The organism is Pseudomonas sp. GZD-209, assembly GCF_049310485.1.
GTDB classification, from domain to species: domain Bacteria; phylum Pseudomonadota; class Gammaproteobacteria; order Pseudomonadales; family Pseudomonadaceae; genus Aquipseudomonas; species Aquipseudomonas sichuanensis.
Map to the genome: position 1 here is coordinate 1 of NZ_JBMOWQ010000065.1, position 17,876 is coordinate 17,876.

At 61.6% G+C, this 17,876-nt stretch carries 17 protein-coding genes; 16 read left to right on the forward strand and 1 reads right to left on the reverse strand.

The window, feature by feature from the left end; translation table 11 throughout:
- The 9 genes from ACO6VM_RS09720 to ACO6VM_RS09760 form a co-directional block, all read left to right on the forward strand.
- On the forward strand, positions 1-680 hold a 680-nt coding region (locus ACO6VM_RS09720; protein ID WP_422403189.1), incomplete at its 5' end, for an electron transfer flavoprotein subunit beta/FixA family protein.
- Positions 681-1,610, forward strand: coding sequence for an electron transfer flavoprotein subunit alpha/FixB family protein (locus ACO6VM_RS09725; protein WP_125464897.1), 930 nt, complete (start codon positions 681-683; stop codon positions 1,608-1,610). It begins immediately after the preceding gene.
- 83 nt (positions 1,611-1,693) lie between these two features.
- Entirely contained in the window at positions 1,694-2,515 is an 822-nt protein-coding gene (locus tag ACO6VM_RS09730) for a substrate-binding periplasmic protein (protein WP_125859465.1), read from the forward strand.
- Positions 2,516-2,524: 9 nt separating this feature from the next.
- Positions 2,525-2,878 carry a DUF4398 domain-containing protein gene (locus ACO6VM_RS09735; protein ID WP_401056254.1) on the forward strand — a complete coding sequence of 118 codons (354 nt, stop codon included), beginning with the start codon at positions 2,525-2,527 and terminating at the stop codon, positions 2,876-2,878.
- The gene (locus ACO6VM_RS09740) at positions 2,875-3,684 is read left to right on the forward strand and encodes an OmpA family protein (protein WP_110994000.1); all 810 of its coding nucleotides are present in this window, start codon (positions 2,875-2,877) and stop codon (positions 3,682-3,684) included. Before ACO6VM_RS09735 ends, ACO6VM_RS09740 begins: the two co-directional genes overlap by 4 nt.
- A 207-nt stretch (positions 3,685-3,891) precedes the next feature.
- Positions 3,892-5,334 (forward strand): PLP-dependent aminotransferase family protein, encoded by a 1,443-nt coding sequence (locus ACO6VM_RS09745; RefSeq protein WP_422403190.1) that lies wholly within the window; start codon positions 3,892-3,894, stop codon positions 5,332-5,334.
- Between the two features lie 61 nt (positions 5,335-5,395).
- Positions 5,396-5,890: a hypothetical protein gene (locus ACO6VM_RS09750; protein WP_422403191.1), complete on the forward strand. Its 495-nt coding sequence runs from the start codon at positions 5,396-5,398 to the stop codon at positions 5,888-5,890.
- Positions 5,891-5,997: 107 nt separating this feature from the next.
- Positions 5,998-6,252 carry a YkgJ family cysteine cluster protein gene (locus ACO6VM_RS09755; RefSeq protein ID WP_125464891.1) on the forward strand — a complete coding sequence of 85 codons (255 nt, stop codon included), beginning with the start codon at positions 5,998-6,000 and terminating at the stop codon, positions 6,250-6,252.
- Positions 6,253-6,285: 33 nt separating this feature from the next.
- Positions 6,286-6,891, forward strand: a complete 606-nt coding sequence (locus ACO6VM_RS09760; RefSeq protein WP_422403192.1) for an START domain-containing protein — start codon at positions 6,286-6,288, stop codon at positions 6,889-6,891.
- A gap of 90 nt (positions 6,892-6,981) precedes the next feature.
- Here ACO6VM_RS09760 and gltA read toward each other — a convergent pair whose 3' ends face one another.
- A complete protein-coding gene (gene gltA, locus ACO6VM_RS09765) occupies positions 6,982-8,271 on the reverse strand; it encodes a citrate synthase (protein WP_110993995.1) in 1,290 nt (429 codons plus the stop codon).
- A 351-nt stretch (positions 8,272-8,622) separates the two neighbouring features.
- On the opposite strand from gltA, the gene sdhC reads away from it, so the two are divergent.
- The 7 genes from sdhC (at position 8,623) to lpdA (ending at position 17,713) form a co-directional block, all read left to right on the forward strand.
- Positions 8,623-9,009: a succinate dehydrogenase, cytochrome b556 subunit gene (sdhC, locus tag ACO6VM_RS09770; RefSeq protein ID WP_110993994.1), complete on the forward strand. Its 387-nt coding sequence runs from the start codon at positions 8,623-8,625 to the stop codon at positions 9,007-9,009.
- Positions 9,003-9,371, forward strand: coding sequence for a succinate dehydrogenase, hydrophobic membrane anchor protein (sdhD, locus tag ACO6VM_RS09775; RefSeq protein WP_110993993.1), 369 nt, complete (start codon positions 9,003-9,005; stop codon positions 9,369-9,371). The genes sdhC and sdhD overlap by 7 nt, the downstream gene beginning before the upstream one ends.
- Positions 9,372-9,374: 3 nt before the next feature.
- Complete coding sequence (sdhA, locus tag ACO6VM_RS09780; RefSeq protein ID WP_422403193.1) at positions 9,375-11,147, forward strand: succinate dehydrogenase flavoprotein subunit; 1,773 nt, start codon at positions 9,375-9,377, stop codon at positions 11,145-11,147.
- 11 nt (positions 11,148-11,158) lie between these two features.
- Complete coding sequence (locus ACO6VM_RS09785; RefSeq protein WP_008091906.1) at positions 11,159-11,863, forward strand: succinate dehydrogenase iron-sulfur subunit; 705 nt, start codon at positions 11,159-11,161, stop codon at positions 11,861-11,863.
- Positions 11,864-12,109: 246 nt separating this feature from the next.
- Positions 12,110-14,941 (forward strand): 2-oxoglutarate dehydrogenase E1 component, encoded by a 2,832-nt coding sequence (locus ACO6VM_RS09790; RefSeq protein ID WP_401056246.1) that lies wholly within the window; start codon positions 12,110-12,112, stop codon positions 14,939-14,941.
- A 42-nt stretch (positions 14,942-14,983) separates the two neighbouring features.
- Positions 14,984-16,183, forward strand: a complete 1,200-nt coding sequence (odhB, locus tag ACO6VM_RS09795; RefSeq protein WP_422403194.1) for a 2-oxoglutarate dehydrogenase complex dihydrolipoyllysine-residue succinyltransferase — start codon at positions 14,984-14,986, stop codon at positions 16,181-16,183.
- Between the two features lie 93 nt (positions 16,184-16,276).
- Positions 16,277-17,713 (forward strand): dihydrolipoyl dehydrogenase, encoded by a 1,437-nt coding sequence (lpdA, locus tag ACO6VM_RS09800; protein ID WP_012273351.1) that lies wholly within the window; start codon positions 16,277-16,279, stop codon positions 17,711-17,713.
- The last annotated feature ends 163 nt before the right edge of the window (positions 17,714-17,876 follow it).

A 17,876-nucleotide genomic window follows, 5' to 3' on the forward strand; every position in this document is an offset into this window, starting at 1 on the left:
CCGGCGTCGACCTTGCAAACGTCAAGATGTCCATGAACCCCTTCTGCGAAATCGCCGTGGAAGAAGCCGTCCGCCTGAAGGAAAAGGGCGTGGCGAGCGAGATCGTCGTCGTTTCCGTCGGCCCGACCACGGCCCAGGAGCAACTGCGTACTGCCCTGGCCCTGGGTGCCGACCGCGCCATCCTGGTCGAAGTCGCCGATGAGCTGAACTCCCTGGCCGTGGCCAAGGCGCTCAAGGCCGTTGTCGATAAAGAGCAGCCACAGCTGGTCATCCTCGGCAAGCAGGCGATCGACAGCGACAACAACCAGACCGGCCAGATGCTGGCTGCGCTGACCGGCTACGCCCAAGGCACTTTCGCCTCCAAGGTGGAGCTGGCCGGTGACAAGGTCAACGTCACCCGTGAAATCGATGGCGGCCTGCAGACCGTTGCGCTGAACCTGCCAGCGATCGTCACCACCGACCTGCGCCTGAACGAGCCGCGCTACGCGTCGCTGCCGAACATCATGAAGGCCAAGAAGAAGCCGCTGGAGACCGTTACTCCAGACGCGCTGGGCGTGTCCATCGCCTCCACCACCAAAACCCTGAAAGTCGAAGCGCCTGCTGCCCGCAGCGCTGGCATCAAGGTCAAGTCGGTGGCCGAACTGGTCGAGAAGCTGAAGAACGAAGCGAAGGTAATCTAAATGACTATCCTGGTTGTCGCTGAACACGAAAACGGTGCCGTAGCCCCGGCCACCCTGAACACTGTTGCCGCTGCTGCCAAGATCGGTGGTGATATCCACGTGCTGGTCGCAGGCGCAAACGTCGGTGGCGTTGCCGAAGCCGCCGCCAAGATCGCCGGTGTTGCCAAGGTGCTGGTTGCCGACAATGCCGCCTACGCCCACGCCCTGCCGGAAAACGTCGCGCCGCTGATCGTCGATCTGGCGAGCGGTTATAGCCACGTGCTAGCCCCGGCCACCACCAACGGCAAGAACATCCTGCCGCGGGTTGCCGCACTGCTGGACGTCGATCAGATTTCCGAGATCATCTCGGTCGAATCCGCCGACACCTTCAAGCGCCCGATCTACGCCGGTAACGCCATTGCCACCGTGCAATCGAGCGCTGCGGTCAAGGTCATCACCGTGCGTACCACCGGCTTCGACGCCGTGGCCGCTGAAGGTGGTTCGGCTGCTGTCGAAGCTGTCGCTGCCGCGCACGACGCCGGCAAATCGGCCTTCGTCGGCGAAGAGCTGGCCAAGTCCGATCGCCCAGAGCTGACCGCTGCCAAGATCGTCGTTTCCGGCGGCCGTGGCATGGGCAACGGTGACAACTTCAAGCACCTGTACAGCCTGGCCGACAAGCTCGGCGCCGCCGTCGGCGCCTCGCGTGCTGCGGTTGACGCAGGCTTCGTGCCCAACGACATGCAGGTCGGCCAGACCGGCAAGATCGTCGCGCCACAGCTGTACATCGCCGTCGGTATCTCCGGCGCGATCCAGCACCTGGCCGGCATGAAGGACTCGAAAGTGATCGTTGCGATCAACAAGGACGAAGAGGCGCCGATCTTCCAGGTTGCCGACTACGGCCTGGTCGCCGACCTGTTCGAAGCGGTTCCGGAGCTGGAAAAGCTGGTCTGATCCGGCTGCTTCACCTATAAAGAAGCCCGGCCCTCTTGGGGGTCGGGCTTTTTTTTGATTTTCAAGGCTGTAGGAGAGTTGGCATGGCGTTTCGCGCAAGCAAAGGGATCTTGGCCGGTGTGCTGGCGCTGCTGTCCGCACCGCTGCTGGCCGCCGGCAAGTGTGAGCGCCTGGTGGTCACCGGTAGTCCGGATGCGCCGCCTTACTCCTGGCAGGACCCAAGCGACCCCAAGCACCTGATCGGCGCCAATGTCGACCTGTTGCGCCAAGTGGCGGGGGAGTTGGGGGTCAAGGTCGAAGTGTTGTACGCCGGCAAGCGCGAACAGGCGCTTGAAGAAGTGCGCAGCGGGCGCATGGACCTGCTGCTCGACACGCCCATGCAGGTTACCCAGCTCACTGCGCTGGATTACATTCATCCCCCTTTGCAGCTTAACGAATACCTGGTGTGGACCCGGCACGACGCGGTGCTGGAGTTCAACGGCCCGGCAGACCTTGCCCGTTACCAGGGCGGCGTGTCGGAAAAGGCGCGCCTGACCCCGGCTTTCGAAGCCTTTACCAAGGCCCAGCTCAAGCTGGTGCCCGCGCAGAACCTGACCCAGGCGTTCCAGAGGCTGGTGCTCGGCCAGGTCGATTATGTGCTTGCAGGGCGCTACGCCGGCATGGCAATGGCTCAGAGCCTGGGGGTGGGCAACGACCTTATCGCCCGCGGCCTGCCAGTAGACCGTCCAGGCCTGTACCTGGCGGTGTCGCACAACTCGGCGTGCAACGACAGCTGGTTGCGCGGACAACTGGCGAAAAAGCTGACAGAATTGCCGATCTCCGGGGCGAGTGAGGCGGTATTGCAGCGCAATGTCGAGCGCTGGAAAGCGCAGATGCAGGCGCCGCTGGACGCCCCTAAACAGTAGGAAGAGTGTGTGAGAAGCCAACCCCTGATTCTTGCCTTGGCCGTGTTTGGCCTGGCCGGGTGTGCCAGTGATCCGGTGCCCCATGAACAACTGCGCCTCACCGAGCAGGCGCTGCAGCAGGCCAAGGCGGTCGGCGCCACCGAGCAGGTGCCGGAGTTCAAGCTGGCCGAAGACAAGCTGGTTCGCGCCAAGGCCAACATGGCCAGCGAAAGCTACCGTGATGCGCGCATGCGTGCCGAGCAGGCCGAGCTTGATGCACGCCTGGCCGAGGCCCTGGTGCTGACGCAAAAGAGCGAAGAGCAGTTGCAGCTGTTGCAGACGCGGGTCAAGCGCCTGCGCAAGCAATTGGAGGTGCAGCCATGAGCCGCCTTAAGCCAATGGCTGCGCTGGCCTTGCTGGCGCTGGTCGGGTTGCAGGGGTGTGCCAGCCAGCGCAGCGAATCGGCACTGGATGACGCCACCGTTGCGTTCCAGAAGGTCAAGGATGACTCCGCCGTACTGCGCAGTGCGCCGCGTGACGTGATCCGCGCCGGTGAGTCGCTGGGCCGGGCAGAGCGCCTGGCCGGCTATATCGGTACTGGTAGCGATGTGCGTCATTACGCCTATCTGAGCCAGCGTTACAGTGAAATCGCTGCCGAGCACGCCAAGCTGGCGGTGAATCAGGAGCGCTTGACCAAGCTCGACCTCGAACGCCAGCGCCTGCAACTGGCCTTGCGTGAGGCCAAGCTGGCCAGCGTTCAGCAGCAGGGCAAGTTTGTCGAGGCGCAGATTGCTGCTTTGGCCTCTGAGCAGACCGACCGCGGCCTGGTGATGACCCTGGGCGATGTGCTGTTCGACACCGGCCAGGCGGAGCTCAAGAGCTCGGCCAGCCGCACCGTGCTCAAGCTGGTGCAGTTCCTTCAGCTCAACCCGCGCCGTGTGGTGCGGATCGAGGGCTACACCGACAGCACCGGCACGCCGGAGGACAACCTCAAGCTGTCGCGTGATCGTGCTCAGTCGGTGGCTGACATGCTGGTTGATCTGGGTATCGACGAGAAGCGCATCGAAGTCGAGGGTTATGGCGACCAGTATCCGGTCGAGGCTAATGCCTCGGAGCGGGGCAGGGCGCAGAATCGCCGGGTCGAGATCGTTTTCTCCGATGACAAGGGCAAGCTCGCGCCAGCGCGCTGAGCCAGCTCCCGCAGGGTCGCGATGCGGCCCTGTGTTCCCTGCGTTCGTCGGCGCACGGCCGTTGTTGTTCATCTTGTAGCTGTCACGCAACTGTATTGTTGACTATCCTGCGATCTGTCCCAGTACACTTTGCAACTGTTACGGTATTCTGGCTCAGCTGTGAGTCGCACAAGAACAACGATCCCGTCCGCGCTTCGAGAACACGCCATGACCAACCTGCTGTTGTACCAGCGCATCGCCCAGCAACTGGCCGATGACATCCGCCGTGGTGTCTATCAGCCTGGTGAGCGGGTGCCCTCGGTGCGCAAGATGAGCGCCCAGCTCAACGTCAGTCATGCCACCGTGCTGCAGGCGTATGCCAATCTCGAGGACCAGGGCCTCATTCGTGCGCGGCCACAGTCGGGCTACTACGTACACCAGACGCCGGCCCTTACCGCGCAGACGCCGGATATCGCCAGGGTCGAACGCCCTGGGCTGGTTACCCGCGCCAGTATCATCCAGCAGGTGTTGACCGAAGCGCGGCGCGACGGCGTATTCCCCTTCGGTGCGGCAGTGCCTCATGTCGATTACCTGCCGGTGCGTGCCCTGCACCAGCAAATCGCCAAGGTGACCCGCTTCCACAGCCCGCGTGCCTTCAGCTACATGTTCAGCCCTGGCTTCGAGCCGCTGCGCAGGCAGATTGCCATTCGCATGCGCGATGCCGGCGTGCTGGTCGACCCGCGCGAAGTGGTGGTGACCCATGGTTGTGTCGATGCGCTGCAGATGTCGTTGCGGGTGCTGACGCGCCCGGGTGACCTGATTGCCGCCGAGTCGCCAACCTACTACGGTTTGCTGCAGCTGGCCGACCTGCTGGGGTTGAAGGTGATCGAGATTCCCAGCGACCCCTCCACCGGTATCAGCCTCGAAGCGTTGCAGCTGGCTGCCAATCAATGGTCGATCAAGGCGTTGGTGCTGACCGCGCGCTTGAGCAACCCCTTGGGCGGCACCATCCCCGAAGAGCGGCAGAAGCAACTGCTGCGCCTGGCCTCGGACTTCGATATTCAGATCGTCGAGGATGACATCTATGGCGAGCTGATGTTCGAGCAGGGGCGCACCAAGGCGCTCAAGGCCTTCGACCGCCTCGATCGGGTGATTTACTGTTCGAGCTTCTCCAAGACGCTGTCGCCGGGGGTGCGGGTCGGCTGGATGGTCGCCGGCCGTTATCGGGACGAGATCCAGCGCCTGCAGACCTTCACCACGCACTCGGCCTGCAGCGTGACGCAGATGGGGGTGGCGGCCTACCTGGAAAACGGCGGTTACGACCGCCATCTACGCTATATCCGTCAGGAGTATCGCAAGAACCTCAGTGCCTACCAGTTGGCGGTGCAGCAGCATTTCCCGGAGGGTACGCAGATGACCCGGCCGACAGGTGGTTTTATCCTGTGGGTCAGCCTGCCTGGGCGGGTCAACACCCAAGAGTTGCACGTGCGTGCGCTGGAGCAGGGCATCAGCATCGCGCCGGGGTTGATCTTCAGCAATACCGAGCAATTCAACCACTGCATCCGGCTCAACTGCGGTATTCCATGGAACAAAGAGGCCGAACGGGCGGTAATGACCCTGGGCTTGCTGGCCCAGCAACTGTGCCGGGAGTCGGCTGGCTTGCTTATGTAGGCTTGTCAGAAGGGCGGGGAACAGGGAGCATACGCGTTTTCCCAGCCTGCTCCCGGTATTCATGAAAGCGCTTCGCCCTCTGGCACTGATTCTGTCCTTATCGCTACCCTGGTATTCGGGGGGCTTGGTGCACGCCGCGCAACCGCCGGCCAAGGAACAGGCGCAGCAGGGCAAGGCTGCCAAGCCTGTGAGCAAGGTGGCGGCGAAACCTGTGGCCAAAGCGCCTGCCAAGCCGGCGGTCAAGCCTAAGCCCAAGCAGAAACCTGTCACTCGCAGCAAGGGCGTGAGCAAGGTGGCCAGTCAGCCTGTGCCCGCCGCGAAGCTCGACCTCAGTCTGCCGACCGACATGGTCAAGCACCTCAAGCCGGACGTTGGCGATGCGGCGTCGCCCCGCAAGCCATTGCTGCCTTCCATGTTCAGCGAAAAGCCGGTCACTGATGACAGCCCGTTCCAGCTCAATGGCCGGCTGATCAACAATGAAATGCAGCTGCAGCTGCGCAATGACAGCCGTCGCGATGTAGAGGGCGCGGCCATCGAATTCGAATTCCGCAACTGACTGCCGGGTCACTGGCGATTTCATCTGCTTGGCAATTTCAAACGTATGTTTGAGCGGTTAGTATCCAGGGACGTTCGTCCCGCTTTGCTCCTGGGAGTCCTGTTGTCATGAAATGCCGTGAGGGCTGTGGTGCCTGCTGCATCGCCCCGTCCATCAGCTCAGCCATTCCGGGAATGCCGCAAGGCAAGCCGGCCGGCGAGCGCTGCCTGCACCTGTCCATCGACAACCTCTGTGCCCTGTTCGGCAAGCCCGAACGGCCGAAGGTGTGTGGTGGCTTCAAGGCAGAGGTGGATGTCTGCGGCAATGATCGTGACGAAGCCATTCGCATCATTGGTTGGCTGGAGCAAATGACGGCGGCGTGACTGTGCGGATCTTCTACAACAAGGAACAAGATAATGAGATCGTTCAAGCGTGTTGCTGTGTTGTGTGGCCTGAGTGTGCTGTTGGCGCCGGCAGCCTGGGCTGAAAGCTGGCAGGTGGCCAAGGACGAGGAGGGCATCAAGGTGTCGCTCAGCGAAGTGCCGGGCTCAAAGTACAAGGCTTACCGTGGTGTAACGCTGATCAAGGCGCCGCTGGCCAAGGTCAGGGCGTTGCAGGAGGACGTAGCTGGGGCCTGCGCCTGGGTGCATGAATGCAAGTCGCAGAAACTGCTGAAGCATGAAGGTGACCAGAGCTGGACCTACACCCAGTTCAATACGCCGTGGCCGGTGACTCCGCGTGACTCGGTATTGCACATCACTACGGTCCAGGGCAGCGATGGCAGCTTGACCCGCACGCTTGAAGAGCAGCCCAAGTACCTGCCGGAAGAAAGCGGCTACGTGCGTGTTGCCCAAGTGCAGGGTTTCTGGAAGCTGGTACCCAAGGGTGACAGTACCGAAGTGACTTATCAGGTACACACCGAGCCAGGTGGCAGCGTGCCGTCGTGGCTGGCCAACAAGTTTGTGGTGGATGCGCCGTTCAATACCCTCAAAGGGCTGCGCGAAAAAGCCGAGAGGCCCTGAGCAGCTGTCAGCGGTCACCCGTGTAGCGCTGGATCGCAACGAAAAAGGCCGCCCCGAGGGGCGGCCTTTTTTGCGTTCGGCTCAGAAGGCTTACTTGCGGTCCTTCAGCTCGACGATGTCGCGCTTCTCGTAGCCGGTGTACAGCTGGCGCGGGCGGCCGATCTTGTACGGGCTGGAGAGCATTTCCTTCCAGTGCGAGATCCAGCCCACGGTACGTGCCAGGGCGAAGATCACGGTGAACATGCTGGTCGGGATGCCGATGGCCTTGAGGATGATGCCCGAGTAGAAGTCCACGTTCGGGTACAGCGAGCGCTCGACGAAGTACGGATCGGTCAGTGCGATCTCTTCCAGGCGCATGGCCAGTTCGAGTTGCGGATCGTTCTTGATGCCGAGTTCGCTGAGGACTTCGTCGCAGGTCTTCTTCATCACGGTGGCGCGCGGGTCGCGGTTCTTGTACACGCGGTGACCGAAGCCCATGAGCTTGAACGGATCGTTCTTGTCCTTGGCCTTGGCGATGTACTTGTCGATGTTCGAGACATCGCCAATTTCATCGAGCATGGTCAGTACGGCTTCGTTCGCACCGCCGTGGGCCGGGCCCCACAGTGCGGCGATACCGGCAGCGATACAGGCGAACGGGTTGGCACCCGAGGAACCTGCCAGGCGCACGGTGGAGGTGGAGGCGTTCTGCTCGTGGTCGGCGTGGAGGATGAAGATCCGGTCCATGGCCTTGGCCAGCGTTGGGCTGATCGGTTTGATCTCGCACGGCGTGTTGAACATCATGTGCAGGAAGTTTTCCGCATACGACAGGTCGTTGCGCGGGTACATCATGGGCTGGCCCATGGAGTACTTGTAAACCATCGCGGCCAGGGTCGGCATCTTGGCGACCAGGCGCACCGCGGAGATTTCGCGGTGTTGCGGGTTATTGATGTCCAGCGAGTCGTGATAGAACGCCGACAGGGCGCCGACCACACCGCACATCACCGCCATCGGGTGGGCGTCGCGACGGAAACCGTTGAAGAACGACTTCAGCTGCTCGTGAACCATGGTGTGGTTCTTGACGGTGCTGACGAACTGGGCCTTCTGCTCGGCATTCGGCAGTTCGCCGTTGAGCAGCAGGTAGCAGGTTTCGAGGTAGTCCGACTGTTCGGCCAGTTGCTCGATCGGGTAGCCGCGGTGCAGCAGCACGCCCTTGTCACCATCAATGTAGGTGATCTTCGACTCGCACGAAGCGGTCGCCATGAAGCCGGGGTCGAAGGTGAAGTGGCCGGATGCCCCCAACCCGCGGACGTCGATAACATCAGGACCAACGGTGCCGGTTAAAATGGGCAGCTCGACGGGGGCATTGCCCTCGATGACCAACTGCGCTTTTTTGTCAGCCATGTGGCCTCCTATTAATGCTTGAAATCATCAGACAGACCCCCCACGCAGGGCCCGCACCACTATAGAGGGATAAATTCGAATGTCAATTTGCCTAAAGGCTGGTTGAAACGCCCTCTGAGGCCTGATTTTTCACGAAATTCTCGCCCGTTTACGCCTTTTGTTCACTAAAGGCAATGCGCTATTCGGGCGAGTCCCTTGCGTTGTCATAAGCAGCCTAACTGTCTATACTCGGCAGCCGACTCCCAGAGGCTTTCAAGCCTGCCCTGCTGGGTGTCGTGCTCTCCTGGGTGGTGGGTACCTGACCAGTACACTTACCAACAACTTTGCCCTGTTCGCTAGGGGCTCTTCAGTGTGAAAAAAGCCGTGAAAAGCCAACGACCTGTAAACCTAGACCTAAGGACCATCAAACTCCCGATCACCGCATACACGTCCATTCTTCACCGTATTTCCGGCGTCATCCTGTTCCTCGGCATTGCCATCATGCTCTACGCATTGGGCAATTCGCTGGGTTCCGAGGAAGGCTTTGCCGAGGTGAAGGCGTGTCTGACCAGTCCGCTGGCCAAACTGGTGACCTGGGGCCTGCTGTCCGGCCTGCTGTACCACCTCGTCGCAGGTGTGCGCCACCTGATCATGGACATGGGTGTCGGTGAGACGCTGGAAGGCGGCAAGCTGGGCTCGAAAATCGTGATCGTCATCTCCGTGGTGCTGATCGTTCTGGCAGGAGTTTGGGTATGGTAACTAACGTCACGAACCTCTCGCGTTCGGGCCTCTACGACTGGATGGCGCAGCGCGTCTCGGCGGTCGTTCTCGCGGCTTATTTCATCTTCCTGATCGGCTACCTCGCCGTTCACCCAGGGATCGACTATGCCCAGTGGCACGGTCTGTTCACCAACAACGCGATGCGCATCTTCAGTCTGCTGGCACTCGTCGCTCTGGGCGCTCACGCCTGGGTCGGCATGTGGACCATTGCCACCGACTACCTGACGCCGATGGCGTTCGGCAAGTCGGCGACTGCGATCCGTTTCCTGTTCCAGGCTGTATGCGGCGTTGCGATGTTCGCGTACTTCGTCTGGGGTGTGCAGATTCTCTGGGGTATCTGATTCATGGCTAACATTCCAACCATTTCGTTCGACGCCATCATCATCGGTGGCGGCGGCGCAGGCATGCGCGCAGCGCTGCAACTGGCTCAAGGCGGCCACAAGACTGCCGTAGTCACCAAGGTGTTCCCGACCCGTTCGCACACCGTTTCCGCCCAGGGCGGCATCACCTGCGCCATCGCTTCGGCCGACCCGAACGACGACTGGCGCTGGCACATGTACGACACCGTCAAGGGCTCCGACTACATCGGTGACCAGGACGCGATCGAATACATGTGTCAGGAAGGCCCGGCTGCGGTCTTCGAGCTGGACCACATGGGTCTGCCGTTCTCGCGTACCGAAACCGGCCGTATCTACCAGCGTCCGTTCGGTGGCCAGTCCAAGGACTTCGGTAAAGGTGGCCAGGCCGCCCGTACCTGCGCAGCTTCCGACCGTACCGGTCACGCGCTGCTGCACACCCTGTACCAGGGCAACCTGAAAGCAGGCACCACCTTCCTTAATGAGTACTACGCCGTAGACCTGGTGAAGAACCAGGACGGCGCCTTCGTCGGTGTGATCGCGATCTGCATCGAAACCGGCGAAACCATGTACATCAAGTCCAAGGCCACCGTACTGGCCACGGGCGGTGCAGGCCGTATCTACTCCTCCACCACCAACGCCCTGATCAATACCGGTGACGGTATCGGCATGGCCCTGCGTGCCGGTGTACCGGTGCAGGACATCGAGATGTGGCAGTTCCACCCGACCGGTATCGCCGGCGCCGGTGTACTGGTTACCGAAGGCTGCCGCGGTGAAGGTGGCTACCTGATCAACGCCCACGGCGAGCGCTTCATGGAGCGTTACGCGCCGAACGCGAAGGACCTGGCTGGCCGCGACGTGGTTGCCCGTTCCATGGTCAAAGAGATCATCGCCGGCAACGGCGTGGGCCCGAACAAGGACCACGTACTGCTGAAGCTGGACCACCTGGGCGAGGAAGTGCTGCACAGCCGCCTGCCAGGTATCTGCGAACTGTCCAAGACCTTCGCCCACGTCGACCCGGTCGTCGCGCCGGTGCCGGTCGTTCCGACCTGCCACTACATGATGGGCGGCGTTGCCACCAACATCCATGGCCAGGCCATCACCATGGACGAAGAAGGCAAGGATCACATCATCCCTGGCCTGTTCGCCGTAGGTGAAGTGGCGTGCGTATCGGTTCACGGTGCCAACCGCCTGGGCGGCAACTCGCTGCTCGACCTGGTGGTGTTCGGCCGTGCTGCCGGCCTGCACCTGGAGAAGGCGCTGAGCGACGGCATCGAGCATCTCGACGCCAGCGACACCGACATCGATGTTGCCCTCAGCCGCCTGAACAAGCTCAACGAGCGTGCCACCGGCGAAGACGTTGCCAGCCTGAAGCGCGAGCTGCAGAGCTGCATGCAGAACTACTTCGGTGTATTCCGTACCGGCGAATACATGCAGAAGGGTATCGAGCAGTTGGCCGGTCTGCGTGACCGCATCGCCAACGTCAAGATCAACGACAAGTCCCAGGCCTTCAACACCGCGCGTATCGAAGCGCTGGAGCTGCAGAACCTGCTGGAAGTTGCCGAAGCTACCGCCATTGCGGCCGAAGCCCGTAAAGAGTCCCGCGGCGCGCACGCCCGTGAAGACTTCGAAGACCGTGACGACGAGAACTGGCTGTGCCACACCCTGTACTACCCGGGTGAGAAGCGCGTTGCCAAGCGTGGCGTCAACTTTGCGCCGAAGACCGTTCCGGCCTTCGAGCCAAAAATCCGGACTTACTAAGGGTGGCTGCTATGTTGAAAGTCGAAGTTTATCGCTACAACCCCGACACCGACTCGGCGCCCAAGATGGAGTCGTTCGACGTCGATACCGGCGGCAAGGACCTGATGGTTCTGGACGTGCTGGCACTGATCAAGGAAAAGGACGAGGGCTTCTCGTACCGTCGCTCCTGCCGTGAAGGCGTGTGCGGTTCCGATGGCATGAACATGAACGGCAAGAACGGCCTGGCCTGCATCACCCCGCTGTCGGGCGTGGTCAAGGGCAACAAGCTGGTGCTGCGTCCGCTGCCAGGCCTGCCGGTCATTCGTGACCTGGTGGTCGATATGAGCATCTTCTACAAGCAGTACGAGAAGGTGAAGCCATTCCTGCAGAACGACACCCCGGCTCCGGCCATCGAGCGTCTGCAGTCGCCGGAAGAGCGTGACAAGCTGGACGGTCTGTACGAGTGCATTCTGTGCGCCTGCTGCTCGACCTCCTGCCCATCGTTCTGGTGGAACCCGGACAAGTTCCTGGGCCCCGCCGCACTGCTGCAGGCCTACCGTTTCCTGGCCGACAGCCGCGACACCAAGACTCAGGAGCGCCTGGCGTCCCTGGATGACCCGTTCAGCGTATTCCGCTGCCGCGGGATCATGAACTGCGTGAACGTTTGCCCCAAGGGTCTGAACCCGACCAAGGCAATCGGTCACGTACGTAACATGCTGCTGCAAAGCGGCACCTGATTCAAAGCGTTGTACCTGCAGTAAGCCGAGGTGCGGGTGGTGAGCCCGCACTGAGGTAAAACTCGGGCTAGGGCCCACAAAGCCCGCGCCCATTACCTATGAAGATATGAGACCAGCAGGGGCTTTCCGGGCTGGTACCCGGAAAATCAGCAAGATCCAAGTGGCGTGGTTCAGTCGCTGTGTTCGGACTTTTCCAGGTTTGCTGTGGCTCTCGCCGATCAGTCCCCTAACCGAGGGTGACCAAGCATGCAAGAAAGCGTGATGCAGCGCATGTGGGATAGCGCCCACCTTTCAGGTGGTAACGCTGCATATGTGGAAGAGCTTTATGAGCTCTACCTGCACGACCCTAACGCTGTGCCAGAAGAGTGGCGCACTTACTTCCAGAAGTTGCCCGCCGACGGCAGCACCGCTACCGATGTATCGCACTCGACAATCCGCGACCATTTCGTACTGCTGGCAAAGAACCAGCGCCGCGCCCAACCGGTTTCCGCCGGGAGCGTGAGCAGTGAACACGAGAAGAAGCAGGTTGAAGTGCTGCGACTGATCCAGGCCTATCGTATGCGCGGCCATCAGGCTGCCAAGCTCGACCCGTTGGGGTTGTGGCAGCGTCCTGCGCCCGTAGACCTGTCGATCAATCACTACGGCTTGACCAATGCCGATCTTGATACGACCTTCCGTGCCGGCGACCTGTTCTTCGGCAAAGAGGAAGCGAGCCTACGCGAAATCTTCGAAGCACTGCAGAAGACATATTGTCGCACCATTGGCGCCGAGTTCACCCACATCGTCGATTCCGAGCAGCGCAGCTGGTTCCAGCAGCGTCTGGAAAGCGTGCGTGGCCGTCCTGAATTCTCCGCCGACGTGCAGGCGCACCTGCTCGAGCGCGTCACGGCCGGTGAGGGCCTGGAGAAGTACCTGGGCACCAAGTACCCAGGCACCAAGCGCTTCGGCCTGGAAGGCGGCGAAAGCCTGATCCCGATGCTCGATGAGATGATCCAGCGTTCCGGCTCGTACGGCACCAAGGAAGTCGTGATCGGCATGGCCCACCGCGGCCGCCTGAACGTGCTCGTCAACACCTTCGGCAAGAACCCGCGCGAGCTGTTCGACGAGTTCGAAGGCAAGAAGATGAACGAGCTGGGCTCCGGTGACGTGAAGTATCACCAGGGCTTCTCCTCCAACGTGATGACCCCGGGTGGCGAAGTTCACCTGGCCATGGCGTTCAACCCTTCCCACCTGGAAATCGTCTCGCCAGTGGTGGAAGGTTCGGTGCGTGCCCGTCAGGACCGTCGCAACGACACGGTCGGTGACAAGGTGCTGCCGATCTCGATCCACGGTGACGCCGCATTCGCCGGCCAAGGCGTGGTGCTGGAAACCTTCCAGATGTCGCAGACCCGCGGTTTCAAGACCGGCGGTACCGTGCACATCGTGATCAACAACCAGGTTGGTTTCACCATCAGCAACCCGCTGGACTCGCGTTCCACCGAGTACTGCACCGACGTCGCCAAGATGATCCAGGCGCCGATCCTGCACGTGAACGGTGATGACCCGGAAGCCGTGCTGTTCGTTACCCAGCTGGCCATCGATTACCGCATGCAGTTCAAGCGTGACGTGGTCATCGACCTGGTCTGCTACCGTCGTCGCGGCCACAACGAGGCTGACGAGCCGAACGGCACCCAGCCGCTGATGTACCAGCAGATCACCAAGCAGCGCACCACCCGCGAGCTGTATGCCGATCAACTGATCAGCGCCGGCCGTATCGACGCCGAGCGTGCTCAGGCCAAGATCGACGAATACCGCAACGCGCTGGACAACGGCCTGCACGTGGTGAAAAGCCTGGTCAAGGAGCCGAACCGCGAGCTGTTCGTCGACTGGCGTCCGTACCTGGGCCACGCCTGGACTGCGCGTCACGACACCCGCTTCGACCTCAAGACCCTGCAGGACCTGTCGGCCAAGCTGCTTGAGCTGCCGGAAGGTTTCGTGGTTCAGCGTCAGGTGTCGAAGATCTACGAAGATCGCCAGAAGATGCAGGCCGGTGGCTTGCCGATCAACTGGGGTTATGCAGAGACCATGGCCTACGCCACCCTGCAGTTCGAAGGTCACCCGATCCGCATGACCGGCCAGGACATCGGCCGTGGCACCTTCTCGCACCGTCACGCGGTGCTGCACAACCAGAAGGACGCCAGCACCTACGTACCGCTGCAGAACCTGTTCCCGGGCCAGCCGCGCTTCGACCTGTACGACTCCTTCCTGTCGGAAGAAGCGGTACTGGCCTTCGAATACGGCTACTCGACCACCACGCCGAACGCGCTGGTGATCTGGGAAGCCCAGTTCGGCGACTTCGCCAACGGTGCGCAAGTGGTGATCGACCAGTTCATCACCAGCGGCGAGCACAAGTGGGGCCGCCTGTGCGGTCTGACCATGCTGCTGCCACACGGTTATGAAGGGCAGGGCCCGGAGCACTCCTCCGCGCGTCTGGAGCGTTACCTGCAGCTGTGCGCCGAGCACAACATCCAGGTCTGCGTACCGACCACCCCGGCACAGATCTACCACCTGCTGCGTCGCCAGGTCATCCGTCCGCTGCGCAAGCCGCTGATCGTCCTGACGCCGAAGTCGCTGCTGCGCCACAAGCTGGCCATCTCGACCTTGGAAGACCTGGCAGAAGGCTCGTTCCAGACCGTGATCCCGGAAATCGACACCCTCGATCCGGCCAAGGTCGAACGTCTGATCCTGTGCAGCGGCAAGGTCTACTACGACCTGCTGGAAAAACGCCGTGCCGAAGGCCGCGAAGACATCGCCATCGTGCGTATCGAGCAGCTGTATCCGTTCCCTGAGGACGACCTGATCGAAATCCTCGCGCCTTACACCAACCTCAAGCATGCAGTGTGGTGTCAGGAAGAACCGATGAACCAGGGCGCCTGGTACAGCAGCCAGCACCACATGCGCCGTATCCTGGGTCGCCACAACAAGGCACTGGTCCTGGAATACGCCGGCCGCGACGCTTCTGCCGCGCCAGCCTGTGGTTACGCTTCGAAGCACGCCGAACAGCAGGAAAAACTGCTGCAAGACGCCTTCACTGTCTAACGCCTTCGCGCACCTGAAACCGAATTTAAGGAAACACAGATAATGGCTATCGAGATCAAAGCCCCAACCTTCCCGGAATCGGTTGCCGATGGCACCGTTGCCACCTGGCACAAGCAGCCGGGCGACGCCGTCAAGCGTGACGAGCTGATCGTCGACATCGAGACCGACAAGGTCGTCCTGGAAGTGCTGGCCACCGCCGACGGCGTGCTGGGCGCCATCGTCAAGGGCGAGGGCGACACTGTCCTGTCCGACGAAGTGCTGGGTTCGATCGTTGAAGGCGGCGCTGCTGCCCCGGCTGCTGCTCCGGCTGCCGCTGCCGCCGACGCTGGCGAAGACGACCCGGTCGCCGCTCCAGCCGCGCGCAAGCTGGCTGAAGAGAACGGCATCGACCTGGCTGCCGTTGCCGGCACCGGCAAAGGTGGTCGCATCACCAAGGAAGACGTTGTTGCAGCCGTTGCCAACAAGAAGTCGGCTCCTGCCGCCGCTCCGGCCGCCAAGCCTGCTGCTGCCGCCGCCGCTGTTGTGGTTGCCGCTGGCGACCGCACCGAGAAGCGCGTGCCGATGACCCGCCTGCGCGCCAAGATCGCCGAGCGTCTGGTCGAAGCCCAGTCGAACATGGCCATGCTGACCACCTTCAACGAAGTCGACATGACCGAAGTCATGGCCCTGCGTTCGAAGTACAAGGACCTGTTCGAGAAGACCCACAACGGCGTACGCCTGGGCTTCATGTCGTTCTTCGTCAAGGCCGCTACCGAAGCGCTGAAGCGCTTCCCGGCAGTCAACGCCTCGATCGACGGCAACGACATCGTCTACCACGGTTTTGCTGACGTCGGCGTTGCCGTCTCCAGCGACCGCGGCCTGGTGGTTCCGGTTCTGCGTAACGCCGAGTCGATGAGCCTGGCAGAAATCGAGAACGGCATCGCCACCTTCGGCAAGAAAGCCCGTGACGGCAAACTGTCGATCGAAGAGATGACCGGCGGTACCTTCACCATCACCAACGGTGGTACCTTCGGCTCGATGATGTCGACCCCGATCGTCAACCCGCCACAGGCTGCCATTCTCGGCATGCACAACATCATCCAGCGTCCGATGGCCATCAACGGCCAAGTGGTAATCCGCCCGATGATGTACCTGGCGCTGTCCTACGATCACCGCCTGATCGACGGCAAGGAAGCGGTAACCTTCCTGGTAACCATCAAGAACCTGCTGGAAGATCCGTCTCGCCTGCTGCTGGACATCTAATCAACTAGTCGTGCGGTCGTCGGCCCCTGTTTCACAGGAAGCAGGGGTTGGGCGGCACACGGCTTGTAGCTTGTAGCTGATAAGGAATCTTTTATGACCCAGAAATTCGACGTAGTGGTGATTGGTGCAGGTCCTGGCGGCTATGTAGCTGCCATCAAGGCTGCCCAACTCGGTCTGAAGACTGCCTGTATCGAGAAGTACACCGACGCCGAGGGCAAGCTGGCCCTGGGCGGCACCTGCCTGAACGTAGGTTGCATTCCTTCCAAGGCGCTGCTGGACAGCTCCTGGAAATACAAGGAAGCCAAAGAGAGCTTCAACGTCCACGGTATCTCCACTGGCGAAGTGAAGATGGACGTCGCTGCGATGGTTGGCCGCAAGGCCGGTATCGTCAAGAACCTGACCGGCGGTGTTGCCACCCTGTTCAAGGCCAACGGCGTTACTTCGATCCAAGGCCACGGCAAGCTGCTGGCTGGCAAGAAAGTCGAAGTCACCAAGGCTGACGGCACCACCGAAGTCATCGAAGCCGAGAACGTGATCCTGGCTTCCGGCTCGCGTCCGATCGACATTCCGCCGGCTCCGGTCGACCAGAACGTCATCGTCGACTCCACCGGCGCCCTGGAATTCCAGACCGTTCCGAAGCGCCTGGGCGTTATCGGTGCTGGCGTGATCGGCCTGGAGCTGGGTTCGGTCTGGGCTCGCCTGGGTGCTGAAGTCACCGTACTGGAAGCCCTGGACACCTTCCTGATGGCTGCCGACACCGCCGTGTCGAAAGAAGCCCAGAAGACCCTGACCAAGCAAGGCCTGGACATCAAGCTGGGCGCGCGCGTGACCGGCTCGAAAGTCAACGGCAACGAAGTCGAAGTGACCTACACCAACGCCGAAGGCGAGCAGAAGATCACCTTCGACAAGCTGATCGTCGCGGTCGGCCGTCGTCCGGTGACCACCGATCTGCTGGCCGCCGACAGCGGCGTGACCATCGACGAGCGTGGCTACATCTTCGTCGACGATCACTGCGCCACCAGCGTACCGGGCGTGTTCGCCATCGGTGACGTGGTTCGCGGCATGATGCTGGCCCACAAGGCCTCGGAAGAGGGCATCATGGTCGTCGAGCGCATCAAGGGCCACAAAGCCCAGATGAACTACGACCTGATCCCGTCGGTTATCTACACCCACCCGGAAATCGCGTGGGTCGGCAAGACCGAACAGGCGTTGAAAGCCGAAGGCGTTGAGGTTAACGTGGGCACCTTCCCGTTCGCGGCCAGCGGCCGTGCGATGGCAGCCAACGACACCGGTGGTTTCGTCAAGGTCATCGCCGATGCCAAGACCGACCGCGTACTGGGTGTGCACGTGATCGGCCCGTCCGCTGCCGAGCTGGTTCAGCAGGGCGCGATCGCAATGGAATTCGGCACCAGTGCCGAGGATCTGGGCATGATGGTCTTCAGCCATCCAACCCTGTCCGAAGCGCTGCATGAAGCAGCGCTGGCAGTGAATGGCGGTGCCATTCACGTCGCCAACCGTAAGAAGCGTTAATTATAAGAAACCACGGCGGGCTGCCCGTCGTGGGTCTTGCGTGCAAGACTCACCGCGGAACGTCCGCCGGACCGGATCACACGGGAAAACCCGGGGTCAACGGTCACAGGTGGTGCGGCGCCAGTAATGGCGCAGCGCCGAAGCGCAGTACCTAACGAAGACG